Source organism: Azospirillum cavernae (assembly GCF_003590795.1).
Taxonomy (GTDB): Bacteria; Pseudomonadota; Alphaproteobacteria; order Azospirillales; family Azospirillaceae; genus Azospirillum; species Azospirillum cavernae.
The window spans coordinates 968,504-984,784 of sequence record NZ_QYUL01000001.1; the positions used below are offsets into that span (position 1 = coordinate 968,504).

Genomic DNA, 16,281 nt, shown 5'->3' on the forward strand with positions numbered 1-16,281 from the left:
ACGGCTCGGTATATAGCCCAGCTCAAGCGAGGATACCATCAGCACCCAGTCCAACAACATGTCCGACGCCTACAAGCAGGCTGGTGTGGACATCGACGCGGGCAACGCGCTTGTCGAAGCGATCAAGCCTCTTGCCCGCTCCACCGCGCGTTCCGGCTCCGACGCGGGCCTGGGCGGCTTTGGCGCGCTGTTCGATCTGCGCGCCGCCGGCTATCAGGATCCGCTTCTCGTCGCCACCACCGATGGCGTCGGCACGAAGCTGAAGGTCGCGATTCTGGCGAACCGCCACGACACGGTCGGCATCGATCTGGTGGCGATGTGCGTCAACGATCTGGTCGTGCAGGGGGCCGAACCGCTCCTGTTCCTCGACTATTACGCCACCGGCAAGCTGGACGTGGCCGCCGGTCGCGCCATCGTGTCGGGCATCGCCGAAGGCTGCCGTCAGGCGGGCTGCGCGCTGGTTGGCGGCGAGACCGCCGAAATGCCCGGCATGTATTCCGAAGGCGACTATGACCTCGCCGGTTTCTCGGTCGGCGCGGTCGAGCGCGAACACGCGCTGACCGGCTCCACCGTGCAGGCGGGCGACGTCGTTCTTGGTCTGGCGTCCAGCGGCGTTCATTCCAACGGCTATTCGCTGGTCCGCAAATTGGTCGACACGTCGGGCCTTGGCTACGACTCGGCCTGCCCGTGGGACGCCGCGATGACGCTGGGCGAAGCGCTGCTGACCCCGACCCGCATCTATGTGAAGAGCACGCTGAAGGCCGTGCGCGCCGGAACCGTGCGGGCGATGGCCCACATCACCGGCGGCGGCCTGATCGAAAACATTCCGCGCGTGCTGCCCGACGGGTTGGGCGTGAGGCTGGACGCCGGGACCTGGTCCCTGCCCCGGGTGTTCTCCTGGCTGATGAAGACCGGCGGGATCGCACCGTTCGAGATGGCCCGCACCTTCAACGTCGGCCTCGGCATGGTCGTCGTCGTTCCGGCGGACAAGGCCCAACAGGCCATCGACATCCTGACCGAGGGCGGCGAGACGGTGTTCACCGTCGGGACCGTCACCGCGCTGAAGGATGGCGAGCCGCGCGTCACCGTGACTGGCATGGAAACGGCCTGGGCATGACGTCAGCGCCAAAAACGGCGGCGCCAAAGCTGAAGCTGGGCGTTCTCATTTCGGGCCGGGGCAGCAACTTGCAGGCGTTGATCGACGCCTGCGCCGCCCCGGATTTCCCGGCGGAGATCGTTCTGGTTTTGTCGAACAAGGCCGACGCCTTCGGGTTGGAACGCGCCGCCAAGGCCGGGATCCCGACGGCGGTGGTCAGCCACCGCGACTTCCCAGGCGACAAGGCGGCGTTCGAAACGGCGATGGACGCCCAACTGCGGCAGGCGGGCGTTCAACTGGTCTGTCTGGCGGGCTTCATGCGGCTGCTGTCGCCGCTGTTCGTCACGCTGTGGAACGACGCGCTCATCAACATCCACCCGTCGCTCCTGCCCTCCTTCAAGGGGCTGGACACGCACGAGCGAGCGTTGGAAACCGGCGTGCGTTTCCACGGCTGCACCGTGCATTACGTGCGGGCGGAGATGGACGCCGGGCCGATCATCGCGCAGGCGGCGGTTCCCGTGCTGCCCGGCGACGACGCCCACGCGTTGGCCGACCGCGTGCTCGAATCGGAGCACGCGCTCTACCCGCACGCCGTCCGCCTGATCGCCGAGGGGCGCGCCCGCGTCGATGGCGCGGTCGTGCGGATCAACGGCGTTTCCCAGGAACTGGCCTCCTCCATCAACCCGCCCCTATAAAGGCGAGCGGGTTGGTTGGTTTTTGTTGCGCTTCGCCCATTCGTGGGCAGAATTGTCGGCAACACAAACCAAAGGAGGGTTCTTGAGATGGCGGCTGTTGGTTCCCCGACCCCGGTCAGCGACGATCTGGTCCGCACGCACATGCAGGGCTGGCTCGCCTTCACGCAGTTCGTGAAGATCGGCACCGGCGGCGTTATCGGCCTCTTGGTTCTGATGGCGATCTTTCTGCTGTGAAGCCGCTGACGGCGTTTCCCCCCCGGTCGATGACCGATGGGGAAACGCCGTCGCCCGCCTCACGCCGCGATGGGCCTCACGCCGCGACGGGCGGTTTCACGAAATGCTGGTGGCCGTGGTCGCACTGGCCGCGCGCGTGCTTGTCGTCGCAGCTCTCCTGCGAGGTCAAACCGATCCAAGCGTGCAGCGTCGCCGGGTCAAAGCCCGCCTCGCGGCGGTCGCCCGATTCCAGCAGCGGGCGGCGAATCAAATCGCGGTCGGCCAACATCGCGGCCAGCGCCGCCGCCTCGTCCAAATCGTCGGGCGTCACCGCGCCGCTTTTGACCGCGACGGCCCGGCGGTTGAACCACGCCCCAACCTCCTTGTCGCCGAAGAAGGCGCGCAGTTCCGCCGCGCTCAACGGCGCGGTCGCCAGATCGCGTTCGATCAGGCTGTGGCCAGCCGCCTGCAACTGAAGCCTCTGCTTGGCGTTCGCCGTGCAGCCGGTCAACCCGTAGAAAATCACCTCAGCCATCGCGTGCGCTCCGCATAGGGGGTGGTCCGAAAAGGGCAATCAGGACCAATTCCGTCCAGTCTAACGGCAGCGCAACATGAAAAAGGGCGCGACAGAATGCCGCGCCCACATTTTATGTAAGGTTATTCGCCGCAGGCGCTTATTTCGCCAGCCGCTTCAACGAATCCTCGACATACTGGTTGGTGAAGGTCTTGGACAGGTCGATGGAGGCCGCCGCCACCGCCGGGTCGAACGCCTTCAGCACCTTCAGCGCCGCGTCGGCCCCATCCTGGGTGAAACGGCCGTCGGGGGAGTAGGTCGGCTTGGAATGCTCGAACGCCTGGGCGTAGAGCGACTTGTTGCCGAGGAAATACTCCTCCGGCAGCACCTTCAGCACCTCTTCCGTGCTGGCCTTGTTCAGCCACAGCATCGTCTTGACGAAGATGTCGGACAGGGCTTGGGTGGTCTTCGGGTTGGCCTGGATGAAGGCCGCCGTGGTGTAGAGCACCGCCGCCGGGTACGGCCCGCCATAGACGTCCAGCGTGCCTTTTTCGGTGCGGGTGTCGGCGATGACGGTGATGTCGCCGTCGGCTTCGGCCTGGCTGATGACCGGATCAAGGTTGGAAATGGCGTCGATGTCGCCGCGCTTGATCGCCGCCACGGCGCTCGGGCCGCCGCCGACGCCGATGATCGACACGTCGTCCGGCTTCATCCCTTCCTTGGACAACAGATAATTGACCATGAAGTTGGTGGAGGAGCCGGGCGCGGTGACGCCGATCTTCTTGCCCTTCAGATCCTTGATCGAGGCGATGGTCCCAGCCTTTTTGACCGAGGCCAGAACGATGCCGGGGTAACGGCCCAACTGGGTCACGCCGACGATGCTCTGCCCCTTGGCCTGCATCTGGATGGTGTGGTCGTAAGCGCCGGTGACGACGTCCGCCGAACCGCCGACCAGCGCTTGCAGGCTCTTGGCCCCGCCGCCGAAATCGCTGATCTCGACGCTCAGCCCCGCCTCTTTGAAATAGCCCAGCCGTTCGGCCAGGGTCAGCGGCAGATAATAGAGCAGCGGTTTGCCGCCGACGGCGATCTTCAACTCTTTCTTTTCCAGCGCCTGCGCGTTGGCCGAACCGGCCGCGCCCAAGGCCAAGGCCACAGCGGCGGCGGCGATCAAAGTCCTGAAGCCCATGGGGCGATCCTCCCGACAATCAACGTTAATGGGTGGTTTGCGCCTCTTGCGGGCGCCAATGCAGCAGACGTTTTTCGGCCATCGTCACCGCCGAATCGATGGCGACGACGAAGATGGTCAGCACCAGCATGCCGGAAAACACGCCGACCGTGTCGAACACGCCTTCGGCCTGATGGATGCGGTAGCCAAGACCGGCGGACGAGCCGAGATACTCCCCGACCACCGCGCCGACCATGGCGAAGCCGACGGCGGTGTGCAGCGAGGAAAACACCCAGGACAGGGCCGACGGCAGATAGACATGGCGGAACAGGTGGCGGGAGTTGGCCCCCAGCATGCGGGCGTTGGCCAGCACCACAGGACTGACCTCCTTCACCCCCTGGTAGACGTTGAAGAAGACGATGAAGAAGACCAGCGTCACCCCCAACGCCACCTTGGACCAGATGCCCAGCCCCAGCCACAGGGCGAAGATCGGGGCCAGCACGACGCGCGGCAGGGCGTTGACCGCCTTGATGTAGGGGTCGAACACCACCGAGACCAGCGGCGCGCGGGCGAACCAGAAGCCGAAGGCGATGCCCGACACCGTGCCGATGACGAAGGCCAGCGCCGTTTCCAGCAGCGTGATTCCCAAATGATACCAGATGACGCCGGAAGCGAAGTCCTTGATCGTGCGCTCCAGCACCGCCAGCGGCGTGCCGAAGAAAAACGGGCTGAGCAGATTGGTGGTCACGGTCAGGACGTGCCACAGCAGGAAGAAGCCGACCAGAACCGCGACCTGCAACAGCAGGATGACGGGACGGCTCGGCAGGCGCTTGGCGTGGGATCTCATGATGTCGTCACCGCAGCTTGGTCTGGGCGTAGCCCTTCAGCACTTCGTCGCGCAACTGACCCCAAATTTCTTTGTGCAGCGCCAGAAATTGCGGGGTCATGCGGATTTCCGCCACGTCGCGCGGGCGATCCAGGGTGATCTTGTACTCGCCGATCAACCGCGATCCCGGCCCCGCCGACAGCACCAGCACCCGATCGGACATGGCGATGGCCTCCTCCAGATCATGGGTGATGAAAACCACCGATTTGCGATCCGCCGCCCACAAATCGAGCAGCTCGTTTTCCATCATCTGCCGGGTCTGGATGTCGAGCGCCGAAAACGGCTCGTCCATCAAGACGATCTTGGGATCGACGATCAGGGTCTGGGCCAGCGCCACCCGCTTGCGCATCCCGCCGGACAACTGGTGAGGAAAGCGGTCGCCGAAGCCATCCAACCCGACCCGCGTCAGCCACGGCCCGGCGCGGTCCAGCGCCTCGCGCTTGGACACGCCGCGAAACTCCAACCCGACGGCGACATTCTCCAGCGCCGACTTCCAGGGCATCAGCGCTTCGGCCTGGAACATGTAACCGGCCAGCGGGTTGATTCCCGTCACCGGCTGGCCAAAGCTCAGCGCCCGCCCCTCGCTGGGCCGCAACAGCCCGGCGGCGACGTTCAGCAGCGTGGATTTTCCGCTGCCGGTCGGGCCGACGATGGAGACGAACTCGCCGTCCGCCACCGTGAAGCTGGCGTTCTGCACGGCGGTGTAGGTGCGCCCGCGCCCGTCGGGCGATGGAAAAATGCAGGTCACGCCCTCCAAACAGAGAGCGGGCGCCGTCGCGGCGGCCTCGGCCATGGGTGGAACGTCCTTCCTTATTGGGGGGCGCGTCATGCGGGCCGCCATACTGGCCGATGCGACGCGTCGGGGCAACATGGTCCGTATGGCTCACAATCCGTTCGGACGCCGAACGAAAGGCCAGCCGCTTTGTTTATTTTTCAACTTATTTTGTAGAGATTATGATTTAATGAACATAATCATGTTGTAGTCTGGCGATGGCTAATGATTCGGAAAATAGTGTGAAATACGATGGCGGCGAGGCTCTGGCCGAATCCCTGGCGGCCAATCTGCGCCGCTTCCGCTTGAGCCAAGGCCTGTCGGTCGAACGTCTGGCCGCGCTGTCCGGCGTCGATCCGCGCGATCTGACCGCCATCGAACAGGGCGTGACCGTGCCGACCATCGCCTTGCTGTGGAAGGTGACGCACGCGCTGGAGATTCCCTTTTCCAGCCTGTTCAGCGTCGGGCAATCGGCGCGCACCACCGTGCTGCGCCGGGCCGAGTCGAAGATTTTGACCTCGCAGGATGGCCGTTTCACCTCGCGCGCGCTGTTTCCGTTTGAGGGCGAACGGCATGTCGAGTTTTACGAACTCCGCCTTGCCCCCGGCGCCGTGGAGTTGGCCGAGGCGCACGCCGACGGAACCAGCGAAAACATCACCGTGGCCCATGGGTCGGTCGAAATCGTCACCGGCGACGGGCCGCACCGTCTGGAAAGCGGCGATTCCATCCTGTTCGAGGCCGACTCGCCGCACGCCTACCGCAACAACGGCGACAGCGAAGCGGTGCTGTATTTGGTGATGAATTACGCCGAACCGTTGATGGCCTGATCTTGCCGCGCGTCAGCCACGTTGCGGCTGTTTGTCATACCGGGGTAGACTAAACCGAGGTGACGACAACCCAAGGCGAGAGGGGCAGCATGACGGGCCGACCAACCCGCCCGACGGCGCTTTCCACCGCTTGGTTGTTGTTTCTTCTGATGATCGTCGGGATCACCGGCGGATCGTCGGCGTTCGCGGCCACCACCATCAAGGTCGGCGCCTACGAGTTTCCACCCTATGTGTCGGACACCGGGCCGGGCGTGACCCAGTCCTTCCTGGATCTGCTGAACGCCAACCAGGATGAGTTTCGCTTCGAGCCGGTCGCGACCTCCCCCCAGCGCCGTTACGAGGATCTGGAGCAGGGCCGTTTCGACGCCATCGCTTTTGAAAGCCTCGCCTGGGGGTGGGAGAAACGCCCCGTGGACGCCACCCGCGTCTTCCTGCGCGACGCCGAGGTTTTCGTCGCCAAGGCGGGACCGGGCGTCGACCAATCCTTTTTCAACGCGCTGGACGGAAAAACGATTCTCGGGCGGCTTGGCTATCATTACGCCTTCGCCGATTTCAACGCCGATCCGAAATATCTGGAGAGCCAGCACCGCATGCGGGTGACGGTCACGCATGAGGGGAATGTGCGCAATGTGGTGGCCGGTCGGGCCGCGCTGGCCATCGTCACCCGCTCCTTCCTCAACCGCTTCCTGAAATCGGACCCGGAGTTGGCGCGCAAGCTTCTGGTGTCGGAACGCACCGACCAGATTTACGAGCACACCATTCTGGTCCGACGCGGCGCGCCCGTTTCGACGGCGTGGCTGAACGGGTTGTTGGATCGGTTGGACGCCGCCGGAAAGCTGGACGCCCTTTGGAACGACAGCGGGATCGCCACACGATGAAGCGCCACAAACCCCGCGCCCCCATCTGGCGGGGCGGTTCCCTGTTGGCGCGCGTCAGCGCCACCATGCTGGTCGCCACAATCGCCATCGGGCTGGTCGCCGTCGCCCTGTCGGCCCGCATCGTTGGCGGGCAGCGCCATCAGGATTTGCTGCGTCGGGCCGAACTGGTGGCCGCCACCCAGGCCGACGCGCTGAGCGGCCCGGTGTGGGAGTTGGACGAGCGCGCCGTTCAGGGAACCATCAACGCGCTGCTGGAGCGCGACGCCGCCATCCGCGCCATCGCCGTGTTCGAGGCGAATCGCCCCGCTCCGCTGGCCCGCGCCGCGTCGTCCGCGCCGCTTGGCGACCCGGCGGACCAGTTGCGGATCGAACGCCCGATCCATCTCAACAGCCGTGACGGGCGAACCGAAACCGTCGGTCGGCTGGAGATCGTCTATTCAACCGCCGAGGTGTGGCGGGCCACGCTGGACGCCCTGTTCCCGGTGGTCGGCCTGCTGCTGCTGTCGCTGCTGGCCGCCATCGGGTTGCTGGGCGTCACGCTGAACCGAATCATCCTGCGTCCCTTGCGCCGTTTGACCCAATTGGCCCGCGCCATGGCGCGCGGCGACTATGGCGCCCGCATCGACAGCGCGCGTGGCGATGAAATCGGGGTGCTGGCCGACAGCTTCAACCGCATGGCGGAAACCGTTCAGGAGCACACCCAAACCCTGGAAACCCGCGTTCAAGAGCGGACGGAGGCGCTGGCGGCCACCAACCGCGCCATCATGGACAGCATCAACTACGCGCAGTTGATCCAATCCTCGATCCTGCCGACCCCGGACAGCCTGGACGCCGGGTTGAGCGAGCACGCGATCCTGTGGCGCCCGCGCGACGTGGTCAGCGGCGATTTTTATCTGTGCCGACAGACCACCAACGGTTTCGTCATCGCGGTGGCCGATTGCACCGGCCACGGCGTTCCTGGCGCCTTCATGACGATGACCGCCAGCGCCATGCTGAACAACGCCATCGACCAGTTCGGGCCAGAGGATCCTGCGGCGATCCTGGCCGCCGTGGACGCCAAGGTCCGAACCACCCTGAACCAGGATGGCGAAGCCCGCACGCTGGCCCAACGCTTCGACAATGGCCTGGACCTCGCCATCTGCCATGTGGTTCCCGATGAAAACCGCCTGACCTTCGCCAGCGCCCGCATCCCCCTGCTGATCGTCACCGCCGAGGGCGTCGCCGAATTGCGCGGGGATCGCGAAAGCCTGGGCTACCGACGCCTCTCCGACACGCAATCCGCCCGCTTCACCAACCACAGCATCCCCTTGCGATCCGGTCAGAGTTTTTTCCTGGCGACCGATGGCTTGACCGATCAAAACGGTGGCGATCTTGGTCGACGATTTGGCAAACAACGCCTGCGCGACGAGTTGATCCACAGCCAGGGCAAGCCGCTGGACCTTGTGAAAGCGATGCTGGAACACACCCTCGACAGCTTCCAAAACGGGCGAGGACAGCGCGACGACATCACGCTGTTCGGATTCCGCGTACGGTTGCCGGATTGAGACGCAGCGGCGGCTCCCGTTCCATCAACACCCAGAAGCGGCGCTTTCGTGCTGACCTGTGTTACAAAAATATTAGCAGATATGACATCTTGTGTCGGCGCACTTGCGCAATTCACATGTTTTGATGCAACAACATTCTAGAGTATGCTCCATCCGGTCCGGTGGAAGAAGGAAATGAGAGTATGGCGGCGCCAACGATCATCGTGGTCGAAGATGAAAACTCCTTACGATCCGACATGGTCGAGTATCTTGGAAACTGCGGATTTGACGCGGTTGGCGCGCGGAGCGGCGCCGAACTCGATGGGCTTTTGAGCCAACGGACGGCGTCCGTCATCATTCTTGACGTCAACCTGCCAGACGAGGATGGATTCAAGATCGCCGCACGGCTGCGCGACGGGCATGGTGTCGGCATCATCATGGTGACGGCGCGCGGCACGACGGTTGACCGCGTGGTCGGGCTGGAAATCGGCGCCGACGCCTATCTGGTCAAGCCGGTTGAACTGCGGGAGTTGGAAGCCCAGGTTAAGTCCCTGTTGCGCCGACTGAGCGAACACAACGCCGAACAACCCCAGCCTCCCTGTGGGCCTGCCGCGCCGTCTGACAGCGCCGGGGAGCTGAGCGAAGAGGCGCGTTGGACGCTAGACCCGACCGAATGGGCGTTGACCAGCCCCACCGGAATCCGCATTGGCCTGACCAGCATGGAAATGAAGCTGACCAGCCTGTTGGCTGGACAGGCGCGCAAACCGGCAACCCGCGATCAAATTTCCCAGGCGCTCTACAATCGACGCTGGAATCCCGAAGACCGATCCATCGACACTGTGGTCGGTCGCCTGCGCCACAAGGTGGAGGCGACCATTGGCGGCGCCGCGCCGCTGAAGTCGGTTCATGGTGTCGGCTATGTTTTTTCGGCCCCTGTGCGCATTCTGGGCGGAGCGGCCTAAAGCGAGGCCCGCTTCGGCGTCAGTCCCGCTCCGGCGTCTGCCGTGGAAACAGCAGGACAAAGCGGGTTCCTTGATCGACGGCACTCTCCACCGTGATGCTGCCCTTCAGGGCGCCAATCACCAGATTGTGGACGATGTGCAGCCCCAGCCCGCTGCCGCCATGCCCCCGGCGGGTGGTGAAGAAGGGTTCAAACACCCGCGCTCGATTTTCCTCCACCATGCCCTGACCATTGTCGGAAAAGCGCAGACGGACCCAATCAGAATCGGGTTGTTCAACCTCGATCGCCATCAAGCCAACCCGCCCGTTCGGGAAGGCGTGGGTCAGCGCGTTCATCACCAGATTCGCCAAAATCTGCGACAGAACCCCGGGATAGCCGTCCAGTTCCAGATCGGGCGGGCAGAGCACCGACACGGTGTGCCCAAGCGGGCGCAATTTGGGCTGTAGGCTGACCAGCGTTTCCTGAATGTAGGTGCCCAGATTGAACCGACGACGCTCCGCGCTGGCTCGATCCACCGCAACTTGCTTGAAGCCGGCGATAAGCTGGGCCGCCCGTTGGCAATTCGCCAGAATGAGATCGGTGGTGTCCCCGGCGGTCGCCAGATAGCGGGAAAAATCACCACGGCTGACCGCCCCCTCATCCGACAGGCGCTTCAATCGCGCGGTCGCGTCGGCCAGATGCGAGGCGCAGGACACGGCGATGCCGACCGGCGTGTTGATCTCATGAGCGACCCCGGCCACCAGCGCGCCCAGCGAGGCCAGCTTCTCGGCCTGAATGATGGCCTCTTGCGCTTCGCGCAAATGCTCAAGCGCGGTTTCCGCCTCAAGCCGACGGCGTTCCAATTCCTGATTGGCGGTTCCAAGCTGGGCCTGAAGCCGGTCACTGACGCGGACCAAACGACGCTGCTCGCGCGTGCTGCGCTGAAAGGCGTCCACCAGCGCCTCAAAATCACTCACGCAGTCGGGCGCGACGACCGCCAAAGCCTCCCCCAGCGCGCGGGCCTTCTCAATGGCCTGTTCTTCGGCTGCGAAGAGATTGAATTTCATCCGATGGCGCCACTGGGAACGTCACGCAGAGAAAAAGCGACGTAGCGCAAATCTTCGGAGAAATCCTCACCCAACTCACGCATTGATTCATCGTTCTCTTCGTAACACCAGGACACGGAGACCGGACGGCCAAGCTTCGCCACCGCTTCCAGCATCTGAAAGATGTTCATCAACACTTTGGCGCTGGAGCTGTTGAAATAGAGAAGCTCCATGTCAAAGCGGATGGGGCGATCATCGGGTTCGGCCAGATACGCGCGCAGCGCGGTGAAGATTGGACCAAAGAAGGTGGCCACATCATCGGGATAGGATTCGCCGTGCAACCGTAAATGCCCGGCGGCGAAATCAAAGGCCACGCCCGGCGTGCGCCCGGTGGCGGGAATGTTGAGAGAGTCCATCGCTGTTCGCCTGTGTCCCGCTGCGGCCGTCAGATACGGACCTTGAGGCAAAAAAAACTCCGCTCCGCGTCCATCACATCAAAATCATAGTCGATGGGTTCGCTGGCGCGTCGCGCAATATCAATCAAGCCGATGGTCGCCCCCCGGCTGCCATCCTCCGGTTCTTCGCGCAGTTGCTCCCGGTAATAGGTCTTGATCCCCTCGCGATCCAGACTGCGCAGATGGTCCAAGCGCTCACGCAGACGCGGAACATCGGCGTTATGAACCGTGTTGCCGCAAACGATGAAGACCTTGTTCTGCTCCATGCCAATCGTCACCATCCCGGCGCTCAGTTCAATCGCACGCGTGGTGGCGCCCGTAACCTTTTCCGCCGAATAGCGGATGATGTTCTGCATTTGCTCGACAAAAACAGCAAACACCCGCCGCACCGTTGGCGCGTCGGCCTCCTCCAACGTCATCTTTTCCCGCAGGGCCTCCCCCAAAGAATAGAGAATACCCTCGGATAAATACCCGCTGAACGAGAACACAATTCCTTTTTCATCAAGGTCGCGTTTGATCGCTGCGTATTGCTGAGCAAGCATGGGGCAACGCTTTCTGGAGCGAATCAGAGGCCGAAGACGTCAATATCCGCTCAACGTCATCGCATAGCCTGCAAAATATGTCATTGTCCTTCAAAAAGGGCCATACGATTCATACGACTTCGTTTCAACCTACGCCATCACCGGCAGGATGACGCGAAAATTTGATCCAATTCCCGGCGTGCTGTCCACGGCGACGGCGCCGCCATGCAAATGGGCAATTTGTTGCACCGTGTGCAGGCCGATGCCGGTGCCCGGCACGCCGACCGCGCTGGTTCCCCGGAAAAAGCGCTCGAACAACCGAGGGATTTCACATTTGGGAATGCCGCGCCCTTGATCGGCGACCTCAATCACGGCCATCGCCCCGTCCGTGTGGCCGCGCAACGTGATGGCGCTGCCGGAGTTTGAATATTTGACCGCGTTGGTGATGAGGTTCGCCAAAACCAACCCGACGAGATGAGCGTCCACGTCGGCTCGTTCTGGCAGCGCGCCAAGGTCGAAATCAAAACGGCGATCCGGGTAGGCCACTTGAAATGGGTTGACCACCGTCAGGATCAGGGCCGCCAAATCAACTGGGCCACGCTCCAGAACCAGGGCGTTGCTTTGCAGACGCTCGTCGGTGAGATGGGAGTCGATCAGCCCGGTCAGGCGTTGAACGCTGCCCCGGATGACCGAAAGACGTTCCAGCATGTCCGGCCCCGCCTGCTCGGCCCGCATGGCCAAAAGCTGGGCGGCGCTGTCGATGATCGCCAAGGGGGTGCGGAACTCATGACTGACCATGCCAAGAAACTGGCTTTGGTTCTCCTTGGCCCCAAGTTCGCGTTCCAGCGCCCGCTCAGCCCGCTCCTTCGCCAGAATCAACGCCCTCTGGTTGGTCGCGAGTTCCGCCGTCCGCGCCTCAACCCGGTGTTCCAACGAGCGGTTCAGAGTGATGAGTTCTTCATACAAACACACATTGTCAAAGCCGATCGCCACGCGGTTGCAGAACAGTTCCAACAAGCGGTGTTCGTCAGCGGTGAAGGGTTCGGCCCGCTCCAACACAAGAATCGTCTTGCCATGCTCACGCGTGCGAAACACCAGAACGCAATGCCCACCGCCGTAAAGATTGTTGTGTGACTGATAAGCCGTCTCAATGGCCGACGCCAAAGCCGGTGACACGGCCTCGGCGATGGAAAGCCCGACGGCGCGGGTGTGGCGCCCGATTCCAGCCACCACCACGGTGTGCGACAGGCCATCCCCCCGCTCCGTCTGACGACAAGCCAGAATTGCCGGAACGCTGCCGGGATCGACGACGTGGGACAATTGCTCCACCAGTCTTTCGACAAAAGCCCGCATCGAACGCAGCTCAAACAACGAGGCCGAGGCGTTGAGAATCCGCTCCAGCCCCAGCCGGTTCCGCTCAATGGTCACAATATCGCGCCACGCCCGCAGGGCGCTGACCAGCGTCGTGAACAGGCGTTGAGCGGTCAATTCGCTCTTGGCCTTATAATCATTGATGTCGTAGCCAACGATCACGTCACGTTCGGGGGCCTGCCCCGGTTGGCCGGTGCGCAAAATGATTCGCATCCGCCGGTTTGCCAGATCATCGCGGATGTAACGAACCAACCGCAGCCCGGCATCCTCAGTTTCCATCACCACGTCGAGCAGAGCCACCGGCAGATCGGGCCGCTCGGCCAGAATGATTCGAGCCTCCGCCGCCGACAGGGCGCCGACCACCTCGAACGGACGGCCATCGAAATCAAAATCGCGCAGCAGCACCGCCGTCATGGCGTGGACCTGCGGATCATCGTCAACGACCAGAATGGGCCAGGGATCTCCGCTTGGGCGTGGTGGGCGTGCCGCCGCCGTGTCGTCGGCGTCGTTCCCGAACAGAGGCTCGTCGTCCCACGCCATCTTTGCAACCACCCTTTCAAGCCTCAACCATCCAGTCCGCCGCGATGGACACACGGTCAGAAGCAGGGAGGCGATGGTAGCATTTCCCCAGGCGCGGCGATCTCCGATGTTGAGATTGCTTCAATTTGTTACAAATTAATGTTCTTTGTTTCCCGATGGCGTGAATCCTCGCCATTCAGGCGTTTCGCGACGCTGCTGCAATTTGTATACTTTGGTTTGCAAGGCCTCTCATCAAATTGTTGTTGACACAAACAATTACTGAATGAGGCCATGACCGTCTTACTTTTACGGATGGTGGCCAAATGCCTCCGACCCAAGATGTTTTCGGTATGGCGGTTCTGCTTCTTGGTCTCAGCGCTCTAGGATTGTCGGTGATTTTCGAGGCGTCCCGGCTGAGCGCGGCGGCTGGACGGCTGGCGTTGATCCGTCGCCGCGCCCAGTCCCGCCAACGCGAAAAGCTTGAGCTGAAAATCCGCTTGGACAGCGGCGAGACCGAAGCCGCCGCCAAACAGGTAAAACTGGACGCCATGATGGCCGAGCGGTCGCGAATCATCGCCGCAACCGCCGCGTTGAAGCTGTCAAAAATCGAAATGGTTCATGAAATCGGTGAACCCGACAGCGGAATGACGCTGTTTCAAGCCGATCTGCGAACAATCCCGGAGCAGGGCCGCGCCGACCAGCGCCGCATCGTGTTCGCCAAAGAGATTTGGGAGCGCAACAACATCGCCCATGTGTGGGCGGAAACGCCGGAATCGGCGATGGCGGCGATCCAACGCGCCTTCACCACCCGGTCGGGCATCGTCGCCTCCCGGTTGCAGCGGGCCGTGCAGCCAAAGATCGCAGGGCCGACAAGCGACAGCACGGTTGCCGCCTCAGCGCCTCCCGCAACCACCCCCACCACGCCAGTTCTGCGAGCGCCCGCCACAGCGTCCATTGCCGCCGCCGCTGCGGTCCAGGCCGCATGACCGCGCTGTTTCTGTACGCCGCCGTGCTCTTCATGGTCGGCAGCGTTCTGGTCAACCGCATTGGTCAGCGCCGGATGGCCGTCGCGCGCAAAAGCTTGACGGAGGAGGAAACCGCGCTGCTGTCGCTGGAACGTGAGATCATTGACCACGGCCAAAAACTGAACCAAGTCAAGGAACGCGAAACCGCCTTGGACGATGAACTTCACGGCGCGCGCCTTGCCGTGGAGCATCTGACGGAAAAATTCGACGAGGCCCGCGCGGCGCCCGTTGAACGCTATCATATTTTTGATCGGCTGGACGCCCGTCCGGGCGGCATCTGGTCGCTGGAGGTCCGCCGCGCTGACGACGCGGGGAACGCGCGAATGATGGCCGCTTGGCCGATTCCACGCACCTATCTGATCGTCGCCTCCACCCCGCGTGAGGCGGTTGACCGGGCCTTGCAACGCTTTCCCCGGAACCAGGGTTTTGAGATCGGCAACGCGGTCCCGTGCCACCTGTTCAAAGCGAAACGGGCGAGCGCGACAGAGGATGGCAACGGCTGAGCGGTTGGCTACAGCTTCTCGCTCTTGCTCCGCTTGCCCGTTGAGGCCAAGGCCGGGGCGATAAATGCGGTTGGTTCTTCGGTCGCCTTCGGCAATTTTTCCGCGATGCCAAAGATCGTCGCGCGCCGCTGAATTTCCGCCATGACCTCGTCGGGGGAAATCTCCAGGTCAGCCAGCAGAACCACCAGATTGTACAGCAAATCCGCCGATTCCATGACCACGGCGCCCCGGTCGTTGCGCATGGCGTCGATCGCGACCTCAATGGCCTCTTCACCGACCTTACGGGCCATCCGGGCGCGCCCCTGGGCCAGCAGCTTGGCCGTGCGCGACCCCTCCGGCGCCGACAGCGGGTCACGCCGCAGCGTCTGAATGGAATCATAAAGAGTGCGAAGCGGGTCCGAGCCGACGAACGTCATCATGACCCTGAAGTCGTGACGATGAAGCCGTCCGTCAAGCTTAACTCATCATCGGTTGTGAATCAGACGCTGCCGCGCACGTCCTCGACCATGGTTTCCAGGCGGGAGACGTCGCGCACAACCAGCGCGTCGGGGCGTCGTTCGACCAAACCGTCGCGCGACAGGTCGCTCAACACGCGGGCGACGGTTTCGCGCGTGGTGCTGACGCGGGCGGCGATGTCGGAATGGACGGGGATCGGCGCGATCACCGAGATTTTGCCCTCAATCCGCCCCCGCTTGGCCAGCCGCAGCAATTCGGCGTGCACCCGGTTGTTGGCCCCCAGAGTGGACAATTCCATGATGCGGTCGGTGGCGACGCGCAGTTTGCCGCTCAACCGCAGCAGCATCGCCATGGCCAGCGACGGATGACCGGCGACCAGATCCTGAAAGGGGCGCGGGCCGAGAAAGGCGATCAAGGTTCCCTCGCGCAGCGCCACGACCGAGGCGGAACGGGGACGCCCGTCCAGCGCCGACATTTCGCCGACGAACTCCCCGGCCTCGATGTCGTCAAAGCTGATTTCCCGCCCACCGGCGGAATGGCTCAACACCCGGACCCGCCCCTCGACGATGAAGGCGACGTCGCTGGTTTCCGCCCAATGGTCGATCAACTGCTCGTCCAGGCCAAAGCGGCGCCAGCGGCATTGCCGGACGACCGCCGCCCGCTGCTCCGCCGACAGGGCGCGCAGCAGATGGATGCGGTCAAGCGCGTCGGGGGGCGCGATCTCGGAATGCGTGGACACGGCGGCGGCAAACCTTCGGATCGAGACATAGGCGTTTTCCAGCGCAGGATAACCCGCTCTGCATCGTAGGGGAAAGGGGGGCGACCCCAGTTTGCCCGCGCTTTTCGCAAGCGCGGTGGTTGAGCCGCGACGCGCCT

General features: G+C 63.3%; 19 protein-coding genes. 9 read left to right on the forward strand and 10 right to left on the reverse strand.

Annotation, left to right across the window (positions count from 1 at the left end):
* The first annotated feature begins 58 nt into the window (after positions 1–58).
* From purM to D3877_RS30115, 3 genes are all read left to right on the forward strand, one after another.
* A complete protein-coding gene (purM, locus tag D3877_RS04595; protein ID WP_119829549.1) occupies positions 59–1,117 on the forward strand; it encodes a phosphoribosylformylglycinamidine cyclo-ligase in 1,059 nt (352 codons plus the stop codon).
* A complete protein-coding gene (purN, locus tag D3877_RS04600; protein ID WP_119829550.1) occupies positions 1,114–1,791 on the forward strand; it encodes a phosphoribosylglycinamide formyltransferase in 678 nt (225 codons plus the stop codon). Before purM ends, purN begins: the two co-directional genes overlap by 4 nt.
* 87 nt (positions 1,792–1,878) lie before the next feature.
* Positions 1,879–2,025: an aa3-type cytochrome c oxidase subunit IV gene (locus tag D3877_RS30115; protein ID WP_199720696.1), complete on the forward strand. Its 147-nt coding sequence runs from the start codon at positions 1,879–1,881 to the stop codon at positions 2,023–2,025.
* Positions 2,026–2,101: 76 nt separating this feature from the next.
* Here the strand turns inward: D3877_RS30115 and D3877_RS04610 are convergent, their stop codons facing one another.
* From D3877_RS04610 to D3877_RS04625, 4 genes are all read right to left on the reverse strand, one after another.
* The gene (locus tag D3877_RS04610) at positions 2,102–2,539 is read right to left on the reverse strand and encodes an ArsC/Spx/MgsR family protein (protein WP_119829551.1); all 438 of its coding nucleotides are present in this window, start codon (positions 2,537–2,539) and stop codon (positions 2,102–2,104) included.
* Positions 2,540–2,678: 139 nt separating this feature from the next.
* Entirely contained in the window at positions 2,679–3,704 is a 1,026-nt protein-coding gene (locus D3877_RS04615; protein WP_119829552.1) for an ABC transporter substrate-binding protein, read from the reverse strand.
* Positions 3,705–3,729: 25 nt separating this feature from the next.
* Positions 3,730–4,530, reverse strand: a complete 801-nt coding sequence (locus D3877_RS04620) for an ABC transporter permease (RefSeq protein ID WP_119829553.1) — start codon at positions 4,528–4,530, stop codon at positions 3,730–3,732.
* A 7-nt stretch (positions 4,531–4,537) separates the two neighbouring features.
* Positions 4,538–5,362: an ABC transporter ATP-binding protein gene (locus D3877_RS04625; RefSeq protein WP_119829554.1), complete on the reverse strand. Its 825-nt coding sequence runs from the start codon at positions 5,360–5,362 to the stop codon at positions 4,538–4,540.
* Positions 5,363–5,583: 221 nt separating this feature from the next.
* Here D3877_RS04625 and D3877_RS04630 point away from each other — a divergent pair, with 221 nt between their 5' ends.
* From D3877_RS04630 to D3877_RS04645, 4 genes are all read left to right on the forward strand, one after another.
* The gene (locus tag D3877_RS04630) at positions 5,584–6,168 is read left to right on the forward strand and encodes a helix-turn-helix domain-containing protein (protein ID WP_238474731.1); all 585 of its coding nucleotides are present in this window, start codon (positions 5,584–5,586) and stop codon (positions 6,166–6,168) included.
* An 89-nt stretch (positions 6,169–6,257) separates the two neighbouring features.
* A complete protein-coding gene (locus tag D3877_RS04635; protein ID WP_119829556.1) occupies positions 6,258–7,046 on the forward strand; it encodes a substrate-binding periplasmic protein in 789 nt (262 codons plus the stop codon).
* Positions 7,043–8,590, forward strand: coding sequence for a SpoIIE family protein phosphatase (locus tag D3877_RS04640; RefSeq protein WP_119829557.1), 1,548 nt, complete (start codon positions 7,043–7,045; stop codon positions 8,588–8,590). The genes D3877_RS04635 and D3877_RS04640 overlap by 4 nt, the downstream gene beginning before the upstream one ends.
* Before the next feature lie 182 nt (positions 8,591–8,772).
* Positions 8,773–9,531, forward strand: coding sequence for a response regulator transcription factor (locus D3877_RS04645; protein ID WP_119829558.1), 759 nt, complete (start codon positions 8,773–8,775; stop codon positions 9,529–9,531).
* A gap of 19 nt (positions 9,532–9,550) precedes the next feature.
* On the opposite strand, the gene D3877_RS04650 is transcribed toward D3877_RS04645, so the two are convergent.
* The 4 genes from D3877_RS04650 to D3877_RS04665 all read right to left on the reverse strand — a co-directional run bounded on the left by D3877_RS04650 (position 9,551) and on the right by D3877_RS04665 (position 13,442).
* The gene (locus D3877_RS04650; protein WP_119829559.1) at positions 9,551–10,576 is read right to left on the reverse strand and encodes a sensor histidine kinase; all 1,026 of its coding nucleotides are present in this window, start codon (positions 10,574–10,576) and stop codon (positions 9,551–9,553) included.
* Positions 10,573–11,022 carry a DUF1987 domain-containing protein gene (locus tag D3877_RS04655; protein WP_338014563.1) on the reverse strand — a complete coding sequence of 150 codons (450 nt, stop codon included), beginning with the start codon at positions 11,020–11,022 and terminating at the stop codon, positions 10,573–10,575. The genes D3877_RS04650 and D3877_RS04655 overlap by 4 nt, the downstream gene beginning before the upstream one ends.
* A complete protein-coding gene (locus D3877_RS04660; RefSeq protein ID WP_119829561.1) occupies positions 11,001–11,552 on the reverse strand; it encodes a SiaB family protein kinase in 552 nt (183 codons plus the stop codon). Before D3877_RS04660 ends, D3877_RS04655 begins: the two co-directional genes overlap by 22 nt.
* Positions 11,553–11,681: 129 nt before the next feature.
* On the reverse strand, positions 11,682–13,442 hold the full coding sequence (locus tag D3877_RS04665; RefSeq protein ID WP_119829562.1) for an ATP-binding response regulator: 1,761 nt from the start codon (positions 13,440–13,442) through the stop codon (positions 11,682–11,684).
* Positions 13,443–13,744: 302 nt separating this feature from the next.
* Between D3877_RS04665 and D3877_RS04670 the strand changes: the two genes are divergently transcribed.
* Together D3877_RS04670 and D3877_RS04675 are read left to right on the forward strand one after the other, a co-directional pair.
* On the forward strand, positions 13,745–14,407 hold the full coding sequence (locus D3877_RS04670; protein ID WP_211100284.1) for a hypothetical protein: 663 nt from the start codon (positions 13,745–13,747) through the stop codon (positions 14,405–14,407).
* Positions 14,404–14,949 (forward strand): hypothetical protein, encoded by a 546-nt coding sequence (locus D3877_RS04675; RefSeq protein WP_119829564.1) that lies wholly within the window; start codon positions 14,404–14,406, stop codon positions 14,947–14,949. Before D3877_RS04670 ends, D3877_RS04675 begins: the two co-directional genes overlap by 4 nt.
* Positions 14,950–14,957: 8 nt before the next feature.
* Here D3877_RS04675 and hisE read toward each other — a convergent pair whose 3' ends face one another.
* Both hisE and D3877_RS04685 read right to left on the reverse strand, forming a co-directional pair.
* Entirely contained in the window at positions 14,958–15,368 is a 411-nt protein-coding gene (gene hisE, locus D3877_RS04680; protein WP_119829565.1) for a phosphoribosyl-ATP diphosphatase, read from the reverse strand.
* Between the two features lie 59 nt (positions 15,369–15,427).
* Positions 15,428–16,144: a Crp/Fnr family transcriptional regulator gene (locus D3877_RS04685; protein ID WP_238474732.1), complete on the reverse strand. Its 717-nt coding sequence runs from the start codon at positions 16,142–16,144 to the stop codon at positions 15,428–15,430.
* Positions 16,145–16,281: the final 137 nt, after the last annotated feature.